This window comes from Vibrio sp. 1978, from assembly GCF_033344345.1.
In genome coordinates, this window is sequence record NZ_JAWPOP010000003.1 from 99,073 (window position 1) to 118,120 (window position 19,048).

Here is a 19,048-nt window from a genome sequence, read left to right on the forward strand (position 1 = left end):
AAATGCTTTCCAATAAAAAGTCCGCACTAGCTTGCGGACTTTTTTCGTATTAGGCTCAGTTTAGCCGATATTTAACGTAGTGCCATCTGTTGTAGAGGCTGACTTGGTCGTCACCTGATATGTTTTGTCTTTAATCGTTGATACGAAATACCAGGTCGACTCTGCCTTGTCGGGCGTAAAAGTAACGCGCATAAAGCCACGCTGTTTGATGTCTGCCCACTGTAATTCTGACACTAAGTGCGGCAGCGTGTATTCCATTTGAGCGATCGCAACAGGGTCTAACGCGAGGTAGGCCTCTAACCCAGGGGAACTCACAGAGCTAGTCGCAAACTCTACCCCGATAGGATGCTTAGATACGTCTTTAAGCTCACTTGCCCATGCGTTGTGCGTATCTCCTGCCAAACAGACAAAGTTACCACTGCTGGCTTTGGCCAGTTGATAAACGTTCTCTCGCTCAACGTAGTAACCATCCCATGCATCTAGGTTATATGGCAAAGCAATGGTATCTAAACTTGGGTCAGAGAGATAACCCGTAATCGCAGAGTTTACCGCTAATAACGCCTCTGTTTTTTGTTCTTCAGTGGCAGTAAACAATTGAAACATCGCGGTCATAACCGAACTTGGCAACTCCATACGAGACATTAACACTTGTTGCCCTAGCACATTCCAAGTTGCGTCGTGCGTACTGAACGCATCCATCAGCCAAGCGAGTTGGTCAGCGCCTAACAGCTCTCGGTCTTGACTGCGCGACTGGGCAACTAAACCGCCAATAGCTTCCATCGTTGGTGAGCTGAGCGAGAAATAATCCAACGGTTTATCACGCCCCACAAGTCGCGTGTCGAGCATCATCAAATTGACTAAACTTCCAAACGAAAACTGACGGTAAATCAGCATGTTTGAGAAAGTGTTTTCACGAACGGGCAACCATTCTGTCCACGCGGCAGCCGCAGATGCACGACGATCATTAAAACTGCCTTCCTCTTCTTGATGGTTTTCCGCACCATTTTTCCAAGTATCATTTGCAAGCTCATGGTCATCCCAGACAGCAATCATTGGTAGGCTCGCATGTAACGCTTGCAGATCAGCATCTTGGCGATATTGCGCATACCGTTTTCGGTAATCATCTAAGGTAATACATTCAGTGCCTTTGCTTGGCTCTCGCCCTAGTGCCTCAGCATCTTCACTAGCGTAGCCACCAGCACCATACTCATAAATGTAATCACCGAGATGAAGCACCACATCAAACGGGTCTTGCTCATGTTGATTTAAAATCTCTCGATACACATGGAAATAGCCAGCAGGATAGTTTGCACAAGAAACAACCGCCATGGATGCCTTTTCTACACCATCCTCTGGTAATGTTTGAGTTTGCCCGACTTCGCTAGTGACATCTCCAACCATGAATCGATAGTAGTAGCGAGAATTTGCGTTGAGATTTTGAACATCGACTTTTACCGTGAAATCTCGGCTCGTGTCTGTGGCAAAAGTGCCACTTTGCACGATATCAGTAAAATTTTCGTTAGATGAAACTTGCCAGCTTACATCTGCGTAGCTTGCTGAGGTCGTAACACGAGTCCAAATGATTACTTGTGTTTGAGTAGGATCTCCACTCGCCACTCCGTGCTCAAAGGTAACCGCAACAGATTCACTAGCATCGCTACCACAGCCCACCAGCCCGGTAACAATCGCCGTTGAAGAGGCAGCTTTCATAAAGTCTCGACGAGACAAAGACATATTGACTTCCTTTCTTATTGTGTTTGTTTTTATGCCCAAATGACGTGGTGACTCAATCATCCTTGTATGCCAATAAGGGACGTTAATTCGAACTTACAGTACCAACCACTTAGTCGGTAATTTGTCCTAAAAACACAAAGTTAGAAGCTAGTTATGACAATTGCATTTCCAAACGTTACATTTTTGTTAATTTAAGTGCAAATACTCTATATTCATCACACTTCCTAAGACCTGTGACAAAAACCTCAAAATAAAAAAGCGACCTACTTTGAGGTCGCTTTTCATTGCACTATTGTTAAGTAGTACATCGATGAAGTGGAAATACTCAGCCTAAAACTTGATGTTAAGAACATCTTGTTCTGACGTGTCCACCTTCAACTGACTGCGAGATTCTATGTACTCGATTTGCTGAACATCGAGCGAATATGGCATAACGACTCGCAATTCATTGATCCCTTCATGTTTAGCTAGCTGGGTTAAGCGGACCAAATTGGATTCATCACTTTTACGAGAAGACATCGATTTTAATGCGGCATCCCACAACCGATCTTCAGGCTTGCGCAATTCCGCAATGTTCTGTTTCCACATCAAACCGAAAATAGGCGCGATGGTGGCAAATGCCTCTAAAAAGGTCCATTTTTTACTACCTGTCGCTCCTAAAAAGCTAGTGTAGTCGAATTCAATGCACGTCTTTCCTTGTTGATCCATTCTATGCCCCCGACACTCGAAAATGAGATATACCAAATATCGTTCAACTGTTTTGATATAGCAATGGGATATAAAACATTCGTCTTTTATGCCCTAATTTACATACAAAAGGAAATATTAAAACCAGCTTTGTAACAACTGATGTACAGCTTCGCCATATATAAGCATTCAATTGATTAATATTTCAATTAAGAAACTAAAAACAACACGCAAGTAACGCTATCAATATGAAATCATTATAGATTCACCAAGAAAATATCAATTCTTGTCACAACGTCATCCGCCGACCTACTTTACATCAATCACTCGACTGGCCTTTTTATACTGTATCTTCCAACCAGCCCAACGTGGCAGCTCCCAACGCTTCGGGTCTCCCTTACGGTTTCCCTCTCGATAAACGACCTGTACTAGCTTGCGAGACGCGTAATACTCAACATCCAGTTGGAGTTCTGGCAGCGAAAGTTCTAAAGGGTACTGCTCCGTGAAATCGTCGTATTCCCATTCTGGAACACCGTTAAATGTCAAGTCTTCCGGTTCAAACAACGCCATATCATCGACATTTTCAACGCCTAATGTTTCCAACTGATCCTTTAACCAGCTAGAAAATGTCAAGGAGGCCAAGTCGTTAACCTCTTCTCCTTCGACATTAAGGCCCAATGCGTTGTAGAGTTTCCAGTGTTGGATTTGTTGTTTTCTTTGAGAAGCAAATCCTGGTAACAGTGTCTCGTCTTCTATCATTTCGACAATAGACTGAACAGCAACATCACCTTTTAACGCTTGATGTTCAGTACAGATTGTTCGTCCGGCGTAGACCAAATGCATCGTTGCTCTTGGGGTCTCCTCTTCATAATTCGTCTCACCTTGTTGCCACTCCCCTAGCTCAAGTTCGCGTAATAATGTCAGCGGGATAGGCATCATAACCGATGCGAGGTTCAGTGTTTGCTTAACGCCTCGTCCTGGCACGCTATGGCTATCTAGCACGATGGCCGCTTCTTCTTTATCAGGAAAGCGGCTGTTACGCCCAACCAGCATCTCGACTACGCCATTTCCTAGAGCATCCCTTCGACGAGCTCGTCGGACAAACACAAGCTCAGGGTGCAATGAGGCGATGGAGAAAAAGAGCGCTTCACGTTTATATCGAGAGGCAACGTCAAGTTCCGGTAATTCAAATACTTCTCGCATTTGTTTCGCTAAACCTTGTGCCTCTTCGAGTGCGCTGGCATCAATGACAATGCCCGGAAGTCGCTCCCCCCGAACCAAACGGATCAACAAAGAGACATCACATCCGTATGGCTCCTCTTGAGATAGAAGCTCAGCAACTTCACCACTTTGTCGCTGATAGAGCTGCGCAGGCACAGATAAGGCGGCAGCCAAATCAATCATTGCTTCCTTCTCTGGCTTCGCTTGAATTCTGGTAACGAGATCGGCAAACAGTGCATCAATGGGTAGTGGATATACTTTTCTACCATGCTGCGTGACATTGCCATCCTCATCAATCGCTTCCATAGATAACAACGTCGAATGAGATGCCTCTAGCGACTTTGGAGGAATTGAGTCGAGAAAATCGAGTGTTGAAAGACGGTACCCACAACAAGCCGCTGCCAGCATGGGCTCGACGAGCTCTTCTCTGTGTAATTCTGGAGGTGTCACCAACTCTAAAGGCGCGTGCTCACCATATAGACGAATACAAGCCCCTTCGGTAACGCGACCTGCTCGCCCCATTCGCTGCGCGGCACTGGCCTTAGAAATGTTGGTTAATGTCAGTGCTGTACGTCCATTTCGTTGTACAGTTCTGCGCTCTAAACCACTATCGATTACCACACGGATATTAGGAATGGTCAGAGAGGTTTCCGCGACGTTGGTTGCCAATACGACTTTCCGTTGCTTTTGTACCGTCAGCGCACGATGTCGTTCTTCATCACTGACCGAGGCATGAAGTTTAACCACCATGACATCACTGCTGCTTTGTAGCATCTGCGCGCATTGGGCGATCTCTTTACGTCCTGGGAGAAAAACAAGAATATCGCCATCTTCATCTTCCAGTGCTTCTTTTACCGCTCCGACAACTTCCTGTTCACATCCCTTTTTGTTCGGTAAATAGCGGCTGTCTGTGGAACGATGTGTCACCGTGACTGGAAAGCAACGTCCCTCCGAACTCAGGCGCTTAGCATTCAGGTAACGAGCAAGCTTTTCGCCTTCTAAGGTAGCGGAAGTGACGATCAATCGATGTTGATTTTCTTGCTTCAAAATGGCGGTTAATAGATCAATATCCCAGCGTCGCTCGTGAAATTCGTCCACTATCACGACATCAAAGTCTGCTAGCTTGTTTTCCGAAAACCAACGCAGTGCAACCCCCGGAGTCACAAATACAACTTCGGTTTTTTCATCAAAGTAGGCATGAAGCTTGATCGCGTAACCGACTTTGCGACCTATTGGCCCTCCAGATTGCTCCGCAAGAAATTCAGCCAGCGAGGTACAAGCAATTCGACGTGGTTCAATAACCAGAACGCGTCCGTGTTTTGCCGCCCACATGGGCAAGCGGGTAGATTTACCCGACCCGGTTTCGGCTTCCACCACAAGATGGTTAAGGCTTACATGATGGTCAAACTCGGCTTGCAGGCTGTCGATAGGTAGTTGAAACATAGAAATTGGATTTGATTTGATGATGCAAAACATTATACCCAAGTAAAAAAATCCTGCTTTAGGTATCTCTAAACAACCAATATTGCCGATATTTTCGTCGGTATCTGAATTTTTTTGCGACATTACATTGATGTGCATCAACGCATGTTTACAACTAAATAGTGAACCCGTTAAAATTTGGTGCGCATCCTTCAACCCTACATAAGGCACCCAATGAACAACGATAAACGCCCACTATATATTCCATATGCGGGTCCGGCTCTTTTAGCAACCCCTCTTTTGAACAAAGGCAGTGCATTCTCTGCTGAAGAACGTAGTTCATTCAACTTAGAAGGTCTGCTTCCAGAGTCGACCGAAACTATCCAAGAGCAGGTGGAACGTGCCTACCAGCAATACAAAAGTTTCGAAAGCGATATGGATAAGCACATTTATCTGCGTAACATCCAAGACACCAACGAAACATTGTATTACCGCCTAGTGCAAAATCACATTTCTGAGATGATGCCTATCATCTACACGCCGACTGTTGGCGCAGCATGTGAAAACTTCTCTAACATTTACCGTCGTGGTCGCGGTCTGTTCATTTCATACCCGAACCGTGACCGTATTGACGACTTGCTGAACAACGCAGCAAACCACAACGTTAAAGTGATTGTTGTGACAGATGGCGAACGTATCCTTGGCTTGGGTGACCAAGGTATCGGCGGCATGGGTATTCCAATCGGTAAACTGTCACTATATACCGCGTGTGGTGGTATCAGCCCTGCTTACACGCTACCAATCGTTCTTGATGTGGGTACCAATAACCCGCAACGCTTAGCTGATCCGATGTACATGGGTTGGCGTCATCCTCGTATTACGGGTGCAGAATACGATGCATTTGTAGAAGAGTTTATCCAAGCGGTACAGCGCCGTTGGCCTGATGCTTTGATCCAGTTCGAAGACTTTGCTCAGAAAAATGCGATGCCTCTTCTAGAGCGTTACAAAGACCGCGTGTGTTGCTTCAATGATGATATTCAGGGTACTGCAGCTGTTACTGTTGGTTCCCTACTTGCAGCTTGTAAAGCAGCAGGAACTCAGCTTTCTAAACAACGTATTACCTTCCTAGGCGCAGGGTCTGCTGGTTGTGGTATCGCAGAAGCGATCATCGCACAAATGGTATCGGAAGGAATTTCTGACGAGCAAGCTCGCTCACAAGTTTACATGGTTGACCGTTGGGGTCTGTTACAAGAAGGCATGCCTAACCTTCTTGATTTCCAACAACGCTTGGTGCAAAAGCATACCAATACGAAAGAGTGGGAAAATGAAGGAAATGGCTTCTCACTACTCGATGTTATGCGTAGCGCCAAGCCAACGGTATTAATTGGTGTTTCTGGTGCGCCTGGCCTATTTAGCCAAGAAGTCATCGAAGAAATGCATAAACACTGTAAGCGTCCGATTGTCTTCCCACTGTCGAACCCAACAAGCCGCGTGGAAGCGACACCGAACGACATCATTCGTTGGACAAATGGTGAAGCACTGGTTGCAACAGGTAGCCCATTTGAGCCAGTGGTTCATGAAGGTCGCACTTACCCTATTGCACAATGTAACAACAGCTACATCTTCCCAGGCATTGGCCTTGGTGTACTTGCTGTCAATGCAAAACGTGTCACTGACGAGATGCTAATGGAATCAAGCCGCGCGCTCGCAACATGTTCTCCTCTAGCAATCAACGGTCGTGGGGCTCTACTTCCACCACTGGAAGAAATCCACTTAGTGTCGAAAAAAATCGCATTCGCCGTTGGTAAAAAGGCAATTGAACAAGGTGTCGCATTAGAAATTACTGATGAAGCATTGAACGTGGCGATTGAACAGTCGTTCTGGCAACCTGTTTACCGCCGTTACAAACGCACTGCGTTCTAAGCTTGAGACAATTCGTTTAATAATTAGCCCCTACCATGTAGGGGCTTTTATTTTTTTATCATCCTAACCAGATTTTGGCATAAATGGGCTTCTCTCTTTTTGTTTCTATCAGATATGATGAGAACTACATTTTTAGTTAAGGATATAAAACGTTTTGTTGTTTTCTCGCATAAGATCAAAGTGGAAGCTGAAATTTTCCTGGAAGCGATTTGCTTTGATTTTGTCGATCTCTGCACTTAGTCTGCTTGTTTCTGTTATAGCCATCGACCGGTGGGTGGTTTTACAAGCCAAAGAGAGCATTTTCACTGAATACGAGCAAATCCCTCAACATGAGGTTGCCGTAGTTCTTGGTACCAGTAAATACATCGGAAAGATCCTCAACACTTACTACACTCATCGCATTAATGCGGCGATTGAGCTTTACAACCAAGGCAAAGTAAAACAGTTTTTATTGAGTGGTGATAACGCCCACCGTTCATACAACGAACCGTGGACAATGAAACGCGACTTACTTAAAGCAGGCGTGCCTGAAGAAGTGATTCACCTTGATTATGCTGGCTTTCGTACCTTAGATTCGATTGTACGAGCAAAAAAAATTTTTGCTTCGGAGCGATTTCTGATTGTGACTCAACGCTTTCACTGCGAACGCGCACTGTTCATCGCTGATGCTTACAGCATTGATGCGCAGTGTCTCGCGGTAGCAGGGCCGACGGCCAACAAGCAAAAAACATCGATGCGTGTTCGAGAACTGCTAGCCCGTGTGAAAGCGTTTTTAGACCTGTACATTATCAATACGCAGCCTAAGTTTCTTGGCCCTCAAGAACCTATCGTCGCAGTAAAAGAGCCAAATAAAGCAGCTAACGAGCCTCTTCAAGTCCCCGTCGAATAGAGGAATAACGTGGCTCACAAGCCTAGTAACATTTCTATAAAACAAATGGGTAGTTTTCTACCCATTTCCAATTCTCAACATCACACTTTCTAATTTGCTCTACGATTCAGGCAAAACTCTTTTTCGCATTCAAAGTAACATTTCATCAATAAATAACTACAAGTCAGTTACTTTGCCATAAAAAAACCGACAAAAGGCAATGCAAAAGGAGCACTACCCATGACCGCACTCGCTGTGACATTGAAGAATTGGTTCTTCACTCGCAACAGCATGATTTTGAACGCGAATATCCTATTGTTCATTATCTTGTTTAATACCTTACCCTTTGAACCACAAGTAGTAACCGGCCTGAGCATCTTAGTTTTTGTTGCTATTTTGTGGCTAACCGAAGCGATTCACGTCAGCATTACTGCGCTGCTCATACCACTACTTGCGGTATTTTTGGGTGTGTTCAACACTCAAGCCGCACTGAATAACTTTTCCAACTCCATCATTTTTCTATTTTTGGGTGGTTTTGCACTAGCTGCGGCTCTACATAAACAAAAGTTAGATCAAGCTATTGCAGATAAAGTACTATTGCTGGCAAGAGGAAAAATGTCTGTCGCTGTATTCATGCTATTTGGTGTGAGTGCTGGCCTGTCAATGTGGATTTCAAACACCGCCACCGCCGCGATGATGTTACCGCTTGTGCTGGGTGTGATGACAAAGCTAGACGCCAAGAAAAACCACAACACCTTTTTGTTTGTTCTACTCGGTATCGCTTACAGTGCTTCAATTGGTGGTATTGCAACACTGGTTGGTAGCCCACCAAACGCAATTGCAGCAGCTGAAGTTGGCCTTAGCTTCACTGAATGGATGAAGTTTGGTGTACCTATTTCCCTAGTATTAATGCCAATCGCTATCCTCGTATTGTACACGATGACTAAGCCTGACCTTAGCCACAAGTTTGACCTTGACCATCAACCAGTCGAATGGACAAACGGCAAAATGATTACGTTGGCGATTTTCTTACTGACCGTAACTTTGTGGATATTCAGTAAGCCTATTAACGCTATGCTGGGTGGCTTCGCGAAGTTCGATACTCTTGTAGCCATTGGCGCCATCCTTCTACTTGGTGCTTCTCGCGCCGTCGAGTGGAAAGATATTGAGAAAACAACCGACTGGGGTGTGTTAATCCTATTTGGTGGTGGTATCTGTCTGAGTAACGTCCTAAAAGCAACCGGAACAAGCGTATTTTTGGCTCATAGCTTGTCAGGCTTCCTTGAGCAAGCCGGTATTCTCTTAACGATTCTTGCAGTGGTTGCTTTTGTTGTCTTCTTAACTGAGTTTGCGAGTAACACCGCCAGTGCTGCGCTACTTGTCCCTGTATTTGCGACCATTGCAGAAGCCTTAGGCATGTCTCCGGTTATTCTCTCTGCACTGATTGCCGTCGCTGCATCTTGTGCATTTATGTTACCTGTTGCAACACCTCCAAACGCGATTGTGTTCGGTACGGGTCATATCAAGCAAAAAGAAATGATGCGAATTGGTTTCGTATTAAACATTGCCTGTATTGCTGCACTAACGCTTTTCGCTTGGTTGTTCTGGTAAAAATAGCAAGTTCGATTAGCACTACACTGCTGCTCACGGTAATCGTATCGATAACCCAAACTTCCCCCCTAAGTGGTGTTCAGCAGTTTCCCTCTTGGTGGCCAGTTGGCCACCTTTTTTCTTTCCTTTTAGTGAACGGCTATCAGGCTTGCTTCTTTTCGCAAGCAAGTAAACCATAATGAGCTTCCACTCGGTTGCGACCATTGCGCTTCGCCTGATACAGCACTTCGTCAGCTCTCGCCATGGTTTCTGAGACGCGTTCATTCTGCATTTGGGCAACGCCAATACTGCAAGTTAATGATTCACCGTGCACCCACAAATGATCCTCCACATTTTTGCGAATCATTTCTGCCTTCTCTAACGCTTGTTCAATATTGGTATCAGGGCAAAATACGACAAACTCTTCGCCGCCCCAACGAACGAGTCGATCGTCTGAGTAAATAGAAGTCGCTACCACCATGACAAATTCGCGCAATATGTCATCCCCCATTTGGTGCCCAAATTTGTCGTTCACCTTTTTAAACTTATCCAAGTCCAAATAGAGAATACTGAAGGTGTTATGCCCCCAGCGAACCTGACGAGATTGTTGTTCCAGCCAGTGTTGCACAGCATATCGGTTCATCGCGCCCGTCAAAGCATCTCGATGCGCTAGCTCTGCAAACTCATAGTTTTGAGCTCGCAAAGTATCATTCACCTTTTCCAAATGACGGTGACGCTTTTGCGCTTTTTCATAAGCCACTCTATTTTTTCGTAACTCATGCAGTGAAAAAGCCAGTCCAAGCGCCATCCAAGAGAGTAATAATGCATACAACAATGTTTCTTGCGCAAGGTAAGCGCCTTCAAACTCAATTTTATCAATCACAATTCTATGTTTACCAAGTGCCGCACCAGACCCAGTTGCAATATCAATACGTGTGATGTTTGAAAATTCAGGTGCAGAGTGCTCAATCGCGACTCCGTTATCTGCTAACCACCAGGTCATCACCTGAAGATTTTTAATCGGAATTTCGACAATATCGCTCGAACCCGACGGAGAAAACTGCATGCCATTATATTTAATGGTGTACTCGTCGTCCGGCTTGGAATACTCAGAATTATAATTGCGAAGATACAAACGTAGGTCGTGGCTAGGGTTAGCCCCTATTCCTGCCTCTTCATATCGCACCTTCAATCGAATCGTATGGTAGTTGGAAAGGTCAATACCCTGTGTTGGCGTTGCTGAATCGGTATAAACCGAGATTCCGCAGTAAGGCCAAGCATACGAGCTCTGCTTTAGTTCACAGCTAAGGACTAGGCTTTGCCGATCGTATGTGATATCTGCCTCACTCACACCTCCTTCACTGGCATCTTTAGTTGCATAGATATTGAAATGCTCAGGTGTAATGGTCAGCTTTCGCGTATCGCCAAGCACACTATAAAGGGCAACCAAACTGATAGTGCAAATAGAAAGAGCAAAGATAAAGTTATGGATCCACTTCATGGGCAAGTGACCTGCTGAGATTATACAATACGTGGGGTTCAATAATTTCAAAAATGAAATCAAGGTGATTTATCAAGAAATAAAATCGCTTTTTCATTCAATTCTTAGTTTCGACACATGGTAACGGATTTTGAACCGTTATCACGTTTTAAAATTTCTAAAAAGTGCAGCCCAACTTCTATTTGCGAAGCATTTCACAGCCATAATTTTTAGAAAATAAAACACGATGCATAATAATTTAGTGCAAGACATTTACTTTAAAGCTCCTGTCAACCCTGCATCTCTTCTCCACTTCAGTATATACTGTGCAAAAACACAATAATGAGTAATGTCATGTCATTAATTGCAACTGGCACGCTAAACAAAATGCGTGCTTCTCTGGACGGTGCCGTCAACTACCGTCTTCCTGTCGGTGAGGAAGAAATCGACTTAACTCCTTTTCTGGGTAAAACGCTCACACTGACTCACACTGGCAATATTTTTTGTTGCTCATGTGGAAAGAAAACGAAAAAGAGTTATTCGCAAGGCCACTGTTTTGTATGCATGAAAAAGCTAGCAAGCTGCGACATGTGTATCATGAAGCCAGAGACCTGCCACTACGATCAAGGGACTTGTCGCGAACCACAATGGGGTGAAGAGAATTGCATGGTGGATCACTTTGTCTACCTGTCCAACACATCCAGCTTAAAAGTTGGTATTACTCGTCATACTCAAATCCCGACTCGTTGGATTGACCAAGGCGCGACTCAGGGCTTGCCAATTTTTAAAGTAAAAACTCGCCATATCTCCGGTTTAATTGAAGTTGAACTGGCGAAACATATCGCAGACAAGACCAATTGGCGCACACTGCTAAAAGGTGACGGTGAACCTATGGCATTGCAGGACCGTTTTGCTGAGCTATTGCCTTTAGTCGAAGAGAAAATTGCCGAGATAAAACAGCAATTCGGCGAAGATGCCATTGAAGTATTAAACGAAAGCATTACCGACCTTAGCTACCCGGTACAACAGCACCCAACGAAGATCACTTCGCATAACTTCGATAAAAACCCGGTTGTTACTGGCACTTTGCAAGGCATCAAAGGTCAATACCTCATCTTTGATACCGGCGTTATTAATGTAAGAAAATTCACTTCCTATGAAGTTGAAGTTAGTGAGTAATCGCTTGCAGAACGCGTTGATTCAAATAAAAATGAAAAAAGCTCGATTTTGACTCGAGCTTTTGTTTTTCTATTAGGAAGAAATCGTTAGTTATGCGTCAAGGATGCTTTCTAGCACATCGAATAACATATCGACTTCTTCTATTGTGTTGTAATGCATACAACCAATTCGCACTACACCACCCGATTCTTCTAAACCAAGTTGACGAACTAAGCCCAACGCATAAAAGTGACCATTCCATACACAAATGTTATGTTCACCCAGTGTTTTCGCGATGAACTCTGGAGAATATCGGTCAAACGTTAGCGCAAAAGTTGGCGTGCGGAGTTGGCTATCTTCCTTTGCGATACCGAATAGATTGACACCATCTAATGCATTCAAACGCTGCAAGAAACGCTCACTCAAGCGCTGCTCATGTTGTTCATACAGTTGGTAGCTTTGCTCCAATCGTTGGCGAAGAGGTAAACCGACTTCACCAAATTGAGCCAGATACTCAACCGCAGAAACGACACCAGCAAGACCTTCAAAACTTTGCGTTCCTGTTTCAAATCGACCAGGGCCTATATTAGTGGCAGGCTCGACTTTGTAAGGGCGAATACTGTGGAGCCACTGATCGGCTATGTAAGCAATACCAACGTGTGGTCCGAAAAACTTGTAAGCTGAGCAAGCTAAAAAGTCACAACCTAACGCTTGAACATCAACCAAATGATGAGGCGCATAATGGACGGCATCCACATAAACTTGTGCCCCAACATTGTGCGCCATGCTGACTACTTGCTGTACATCCACAATAGAGCCCGTCGTGTTCGATGCATAAGTCACAGCGACAAGGCGCGTTTTATCAGAAAGAAGGCGGCTTAAATGCTCCATATCAAGCGTACAATCTTCTTCGTTGATACGAACTTGATGAACCGTAACGCCTTTATCTTCTGCCGCTTGCTGCCAGCTGGATACATTTGAATAGTGATCCAAAGCGGAGACAATGATCTCATCTCCTGCTTGCCAATCTCGACTAATCGCGCGACTAAGCTGAAAGGTTAGTGAGGTCATATTGGCACCGAAGACAATATTGCCAGATGAAGGGGCATTAAGTAGAGCCTGAGCCGACTCACGCGCATTTTGCATTACGTCAACGGTCACTTGGCTAGAAAAATAATGCCCGCCTAAGTTAGCGTTGAAACGACCTAAATACCCAACCATGCTGTCTAGTACTGGTTGAGGCACTTGTGAGCCACCTGGACCATCAAAAAACGTCACGGGCTTGTCGTTGTGGTATTGAGCCAACGCCGGAAATTGCTCTCTGATCTGATTAAGATTGAAGTTCATTACGCTTATCCGTAGCAGTAAGTACAAATACATCCATATGGCCCGCTTCGTCATCAATAACAGAGCGGATTGGGCACGCGTTATGCCACAGCTTGCTATCAGCCAAGATTGCGACCTCTCCGGTTTCTAGCACTTTACGGAAAAATGGGGCTTGGTTATGGCTGCTGTACAGCATGATGTCGCCACCGATGATGTTATGGCGTCCCACACCAACCATTGCAATATGATCAAAACCGTCTTGGTGCACACCTTCAGGTGCTACTTGGGTTTCTTCTTCCAGTGCCCTGATACGGATTTGGTGAATTTCTATTTCTTGACCGTTTGGCAGATGATTCGCATTGACAAACAATTCACACATTTCTCGAAATCCATCGCTGGTAAGAATATCCTTCTCAATTGGCTCGAATTGTCTTACTACATCACCTTGAAATCGGTTGATATCAGAGGATTGAACAAAGCTATTTTTATTTAAGTCGATGACTTTGCCGTTATCAAAGCCAACCACAGAATAACGTCGTAGTCGATACTGACCATCTGCATGTTCGGTACGAGGCAGTTCTTCAAACGATGGGGAAAGCTGCTCAATTGCTGCCATGCTGAGCTGTGTTAAATGTAGAGTATTCTCACGTGAATGTAACATCATTTGCTCCTTTAATGAGGCACATTAATTAACATTTAATTTACACACTAGGTTACGCAAATATTCTGCAATTACCAGCTTTTAACGTTGATAGCTTCAACAAAACGACGAAAACAACATAACAAACCAAACCAAACCACAAAAACAGAGCCATGTTTCAGTTTTACGCTTTGACAATATTTGAAACTAGACTTCTCTACTACGAATAGAATTTTATGCTAGAAGTCAACGTTCTCAATCAATATTTAGTGGGTTCTAATCTATAACCAATTATTCGATCACAATCGTTGTTTATGCTTTTAAAGCACTAAGAATTTCCATACAATCGAGGGAAATGTTACGCCCTTTTTGGAGCCATAATGAGCGACGTAAAACACTGTAAATTATTAATTCTTGGTTCTGGTCCTGCAGGATACACAGCTGCCGTCTACGCAGCGCGTGCAAACTTAAACCCTGTGCTTGTGACGGGAATGCAACAAGGTGGTCAGCTAACCACCACAACTGAAGTTGAAAACTGGCCAGGCGATGCTGAGGGACTGACAGGTCCAGCATTGATGGATCGCATGAAAGAACACGCCGAGCGTTTTGAAACTGAAATCGTATTTGATCACATCAATGAAGTAGAGCTATCACAACGCCCATTTCGTTTAAAAGGCGACTCAGGTGAGTACACTTGTGATGCCTTAATCATATCTACCGGCGCATCAGCAAAATACCTTGGCCTTGAGTCTGAAGAAGCATTTAAAGGTCGCGGCGTTTCTGCTTGTGCAACCTGTGACGGTTTCTTCTACCGTAATCAGAAAGTTGCAGTTGTGGGCGGTGGTAACACGGCTGTTGAAGAAGCGCTATACCTATCTAACATTGCGTCAGAAGTTCACCTGATCCACCGCCGCGATTCATTCCGCGCAGAGAAGATCCTTGTGAAACGTCTGATGGATAAAGTTGAAAGCGGTAATATCGTTCTTCATACCGATCGCACTCTCGATGAAGTACTGGGTGACGATATGGGCGTAACGGGCGTCCGCATTAAAGACGTGAACAGCGGTGCGACAGAAGATATCGATGTAATGGGTGCATTCATCGCAATTGGTCACCAGCCAAACACACAAATCTTTGAAGGCCAAGTAGACATGAAAGATGGCTACATCATCGTTCAATCAGGTCTTGAAGGCAACGCAACACAAACTAGTATCGAAGGTGTATTTGCAGCTGGCGACGTAATGGACCACAACTACCGTCAAGCGATCACCTCTGCAGGTACAGGTTGTATGGCTGCATTAGATGCTGAACGTTTCTTAGACTCACTTGGTGACAAATAACTTTTCACATTTGTGTCATATCCTTAAAGCCCAGCGGTATTCCCGCTGGGTTTTCTTTTGTATACTACCGCCTCATTAAAACAATTATCATTAAGCCTTCACGATGGATAAGAAAAAGCAAAGCAGCTTGAATAAGTGGCTGAAGCAACAAAGTAAGTTAGCCAAGCGCTGGCTTATGATTGCGATAGGCCTAGGCGTACTTTCAAGCGTGTTTTTATTGGCTCAAGCAGCCCTGCTCGCCTCCATTCTGCACCAGTTAATCATTGACCAAGTCGACAAAGCCGAGCTCATTTGGCATTTTGTTGGGCTCGGTGGCACGGTTATCGGTCGAGCTGCTTGTACCTGGGGTCGAGAGCTTGCCGGTTACCGTTGCGGGGAGCAAATTCGAGTTTATATTCGCCAACTCATTTTAGATAAAGTTCATAAGCTTGGGCCAGCTTACATCAAAGGCAAACCTGCTGGCAGTTGGGCAACGCTCATCTTAGAGCAGGTAGAAGATATGCAAGATTTCTTCTCACGCTACTTGCCTCAAATGTCATTATCGGTACTAGTGCCTTTCATCATTTTGGTTGTCGTATTCCCAGTAAACTGGGCAGCAGGCTTGATCTTCCTGGTCACTGCACCACTAGTGCCTATTTTCATGGCACTGGTTGGGATGAAAGCCGCAGAAGCAAACCGTAAAAACTTTAAAGCGATGCAGCGTTTGTCGGGTCACTTTTATGACCGCTTGCAAGCAATGACAACCATTCGCTTATTCGATAGAACAAAATCTGAAACTGAGACGCTAAAGGGTGCTTCAGAAGTCTTTCGTACTCGTACCATGGACGTTCTGAAAATCGCGTTTCTGTCTTCTGCGGTGTTAGAGTTTTTCACTTCCATTTCTATCGCAATTACCGCTGTCTACTTTGGCTTTAGTTATATCGGGGAGCTGGACTTCGGCTACTACGGCACAGGTGTTACGCTCTTTGCTGGTTTGTTCATTCTGATTCTTGCTCCAGAGTTTTATCAGCCATTACGTGATTTGGGCACGTTCTATCATGCGAAACAGCAAGCGGTTGGGGCAGCAGAAAGCATTGTCGAGTTTCTGGATTTGGAAGTCGATCAAATCAAAGATGGTACCCAAGCGTTAGATAAAAACAGCCCTATCCATATTGAAGCGAACCAGTTAACCATTTTTAGTCCGGAAGGTAAGCAGCTCGCAGGTCCCCTATCCTTCTCTCTTGAAGCCAACAAAAGTACGGCTTTAGTTGGACCAAGTGGCGCAGGTAAAACAAGCTTGGTAAACACCATCCTCGGTTTCATGCCTTATCAAGGTAGCTTGAAGATTAATGGTTGTGAATTGTCGCAACTGGATCTAGCCACATGGCGAGAGGCAGTAAGCTGGATTGGTCAAAACCCGATGCTATTACACGGTAGCATTCGAGATAACATCACACTAGGTAAGCACAATGTTCAGGATGCAGACGTACATTCTGTGTTGAATGACTCTCACGCTGCTGAATTTGTTGAAATGCATGGGTTGGATTATCCGATATCTGATCGTTCTGGTGGTTTATCTGTCGGCCAAGCGCAGCGTTTAGCACTGGCTCGCGCCATGCTACAAAATGGTCGTTTTTGGTTATTAGATGAACCAACCGCAAGCTTAGATGCTCGCAGTGAAAAACTCGTGATGGAAGGCATTAACAAGTATGCGCATGCCACAACGAATTTGATGATTACTCACCAACTTGCGCCTTTACAAAACGTATCGCAAATTCTTGTTATGCAGGACGGCCAGATTGTTCAACGTGGTGATTACGCCACACTGTCGACAGAAGATGGCTTATTTAAAGACATGTTGGAAGCGAACCTCGCACAACGTGAAACAGACAAGGGGAACTTAGATGCGTGATTTACTCCCTTATCTAAAACTCTATAAGAAACACTGGTTTGGTCTTTCGCTAGGTATGCTACTGGCATTTCTGACCTTAGCGGCATCTATTGGCTTATTAACGCTATCAGGTTGGTTTATTTCAGCCGCAGCGGTGGCAGGCTTGACGGTTGCTCGTGAGACCTTCAACTACATGTTACCAGGTGCCGGGGTACGCGGCGCTGCAATGGCTCGAACCGCAGGTCGATGGGGAGAACGTGTCGTTAGCCACAATGCAACGTTCAAGCTGCTTACCGATCTACGTATCTTCTTCTTTAAGAAACTTGCACCACTGATTCCGGGTCGTGTTTCTACGATGCGTGATGCCGATCTGCTCAACCGTCTAGTAGCGGACGTAGATGCGATGGATCACGTATACCTTCGACTTATCAGCCCTGTCGTGATTGGTATTTTTGGCATATTGAGTTTAACGGCTGTCCTAGCGTTCTTTGATTGGCATCTCGCCCTACTGCTTGGCTCGATTCTTACCGTCATGTTGTTTGTATGGCCAGTGCTGTTCTATAAACTGGGTAAAAACAATGGCGAGAATCTCACTCATCATAAAGCGCAATTGCGAGTGGCGACACTGGACTGGCTTCAAGGCTACAGCGAACTGAGTATCTTTGGAGCAGAAGAACGTTATCGTAATCTCATTCTAGAGAAGCAGAAGCAGTTGCTGTCTAACCAATTTGTGAACGCGAACTTAACGGGCATGGCTTCAGGCCTGCTTATGCTGGTGAACGGCATTACACTGGTTGTGATGCTTTGGTTTGCTGCAGACGGCGTAGGTGGTCGTGCTCCTGATCCTTGGATTGCGCTGTTTGCGTTTGCAACCATGGCGAGCTTTGAGATTCTGATGCCTATCGCGGGCGCATTCCAGTATCTCGGTCAAACGTTGACCTCTGCTCGTCGTTTAAATGAAGTAATTTTGGCTGAACCTGACGTTGTCTTCCCTGAGCAGTCGAAACATAAAGACACAACGTTAGACATTGAATTCGACAACATAGATTTTACTTACCCTGACGGTCAGCAAAAGGTGCTGAAAGACTTGTCACTCTCACTACCGTTGGGCACTAAAACTGCAATTGTAGGTCAAACAGGTTCAGGTAAATCAACACTGATTCAGCTTCTTTGCCGCTACTGGGATGTTAACCAAGGTGAAGTTCGAATCGGTGGTACAAAACTGCAAGATTGGAGCGAGTCGGACCTGCGATCAGCAATGACTGTGATCAGTCAACGCGTAGATGTACTAAACGGGACACTACGTGACAACTTACTCATGGCCGCTCCGGATGCAAGTGATGAGCAACTGTCTACTATTTTACAAAAAGTCGAGCTTGGCGGACTTCTTGAAGAGCCGGGGTTAGACGCTTGGTTAGGCGACGGCGGTCGTCAGTTATCTGGCGGTGAGAAACGTCGAATCGGCATTGCTCGAGCATTGCTACGTGATGCCCCAATCCTACTCTTAGATGAACCGACTGAAGGCCTCGATAAGCGTACGGAACAAAAAGTGATGGCGCTTTTCAATGAACACTTTGCTAATAAGACAGTAGTATTCATTACACACCGACTGATAGAGTTAGAAAGTATGGATAGCATCTGTTTGATGGAACAAGGTGAGATCATCGAACAAGGCGACCATCCAACGCTACTCGCTCAAAAAGGTCGTTACTACCAGCTATTACAATCTCTATAATTCGATTTTCAGTGACGAGAAGGGCTCATCAAACGATGAGCCCTTTTGTTATTC

The 19,048-nt window shown here is 45.0% G+C and carries 13 protein-coding genes; 7 read left to right on the top strand and 6 right to left on the bottom strand.

The window, feature by feature from the left end:
- Positions 1–60 precede the first annotated feature (60 nt).
- The 3 genes from R8N49_RS04230 to R8N49_RS04240 all read right to left on the bottom strand — a co-directional run bounded on the left by R8N49_RS04230 (position 61) and on the right by R8N49_RS04240 (position 5,085).
- Positions 61–1,734 carry an alkaline phosphatase D family protein gene (locus R8N49_RS04230; RefSeq protein ID WP_158173811.1) on the bottom strand — a complete coding sequence of 558 codons (1,674 nt, stop codon included), beginning with the start codon at positions 1,732–1,734 and terminating at the stop codon, positions 61–63.
- 330 nt (positions 1,735–2,064) lie between these two features.
- Positions 2,065–2,442: a hypothetical protein gene (locus R8N49_RS04235; protein ID WP_005388859.1), complete on the bottom strand. Its 378-nt coding sequence runs from the start codon at positions 2,440–2,442 to the stop codon at positions 2,065–2,067.
- Between the two features lie 288 nt (positions 2,443–2,730).
- Complete coding sequence (locus R8N49_RS04240) at positions 2,731–5,085, bottom strand: helicase-related protein (RefSeq protein ID WP_161441510.1); 2,355 nt, start codon at positions 5,083–5,085, stop codon at positions 2,731–2,733.
- Between the two features lie 213 nt (positions 5,086–5,298).
- Between R8N49_RS04240 and R8N49_RS04245 the strand changes: the two genes are divergently transcribed.
- From R8N49_RS04245 to R8N49_RS04255, 3 genes are all read left to right on the top strand, one after another.
- Complete coding sequence (locus R8N49_RS04245; protein WP_186584323.1) at positions 5,299–6,987, top strand: NAD-dependent malic enzyme; 1,689 nt, start codon at positions 5,299–5,301, stop codon at positions 6,985–6,987.
- Positions 6,988–7,141: 154 nt separating this feature from the next.
- Positions 7,142–7,876: a vancomycin high temperature exclusion protein gene (locus R8N49_RS04250; protein WP_005388862.1), complete on the top strand. Its 735-nt coding sequence runs from the start codon at positions 7,142–7,144 to the stop codon at positions 7,874–7,876.
- A 219-nt stretch (positions 7,877–8,095) separates the two neighbouring features.
- The gene (locus R8N49_RS04255) at positions 8,096–9,466 is read left to right on the top strand and encodes an SLC13 family permease (RefSeq protein WP_017634863.1); all 1,371 of its coding nucleotides are present in this window, start codon (positions 8,096–8,098) and stop codon (positions 9,464–9,466) included.
- A gap of 142 nt (positions 9,467–9,608) precedes the next feature.
- On the opposite strand, the gene R8N49_RS04260 is transcribed toward R8N49_RS04255, so the two are convergent.
- A complete protein-coding gene (locus R8N49_RS04260) occupies positions 9,609–10,946 on the bottom strand; it encodes a GGDEF domain-containing protein (RefSeq protein WP_031781257.1) in 1,338 nt (445 codons plus the stop codon).
- Between the two features lie 333 nt (positions 10,947–11,279).
- On the opposite strand from R8N49_RS04260, the gene R8N49_RS04265 reads away from it, so the two are divergent.
- Complete coding sequence (locus R8N49_RS04265; protein WP_005377984.1) at positions 11,280–12,104, top strand: DUF2797 domain-containing protein; 825 nt, start codon at positions 11,280–11,282, stop codon at positions 12,102–12,104.
- A 90-nt stretch (positions 12,105–12,194) separates the two neighbouring features.
- Here R8N49_RS04265 and R8N49_RS04270 read toward each other — a convergent pair whose 3' ends face one another.
- A complete protein-coding gene (locus tag R8N49_RS04270; RefSeq protein WP_005377986.1) occupies positions 12,195–13,430 on the bottom strand; it encodes a cysteine desulfurase-like protein in 1,236 nt (411 codons plus the stop codon).
- Positions 13,414–14,070, bottom strand: coding sequence for a 2OG-Fe dioxygenase family protein (locus R8N49_RS04275; RefSeq protein ID WP_005377989.1), 657 nt, complete (start codon positions 14,068–14,070; stop codon positions 13,414–13,416). The genes R8N49_RS04270 and R8N49_RS04275 overlap by 17 nt, the downstream gene beginning before the upstream one ends.
- A 359-nt stretch (positions 14,071–14,429) precedes the next feature.
- Between R8N49_RS04275 and trxB the strand changes: the two genes are divergently transcribed.
- From trxB to cydC, 3 genes are all read left to right on the top strand, one after another.
- Positions 14,430–15,389: a thioredoxin-disulfide reductase gene (gene trxB / locus R8N49_RS04280; RefSeq protein ID WP_005377991.1), complete on the top strand. Its 960-nt coding sequence runs from the start codon at positions 14,430–14,432 to the stop codon at positions 15,387–15,389.
- A gap of 103 nt (positions 15,390–15,492) precedes the next feature.
- The gene (cydD, locus tag R8N49_RS04285) at positions 15,493–17,280 is read left to right on the top strand and encodes a heme ABC transporter permease/ATP-binding protein CydD (protein WP_042521981.1); all 1,788 of its coding nucleotides are present in this window, start codon (positions 15,493–15,495) and stop codon (positions 17,278–17,280) included.
- Positions 17,273–18,994, top strand: a complete 1,722-nt coding sequence (gene cydC / locus R8N49_RS04290) for a heme ABC transporter ATP-binding protein/permease CydC (RefSeq protein ID WP_054574046.1) — start codon at positions 17,273–17,275, stop codon at positions 18,992–18,994. The genes cydD and cydC overlap by 8 nt, the downstream gene beginning before the upstream one ends.
- Positions 18,995–19,048: the final 54 nt, after the last annotated feature.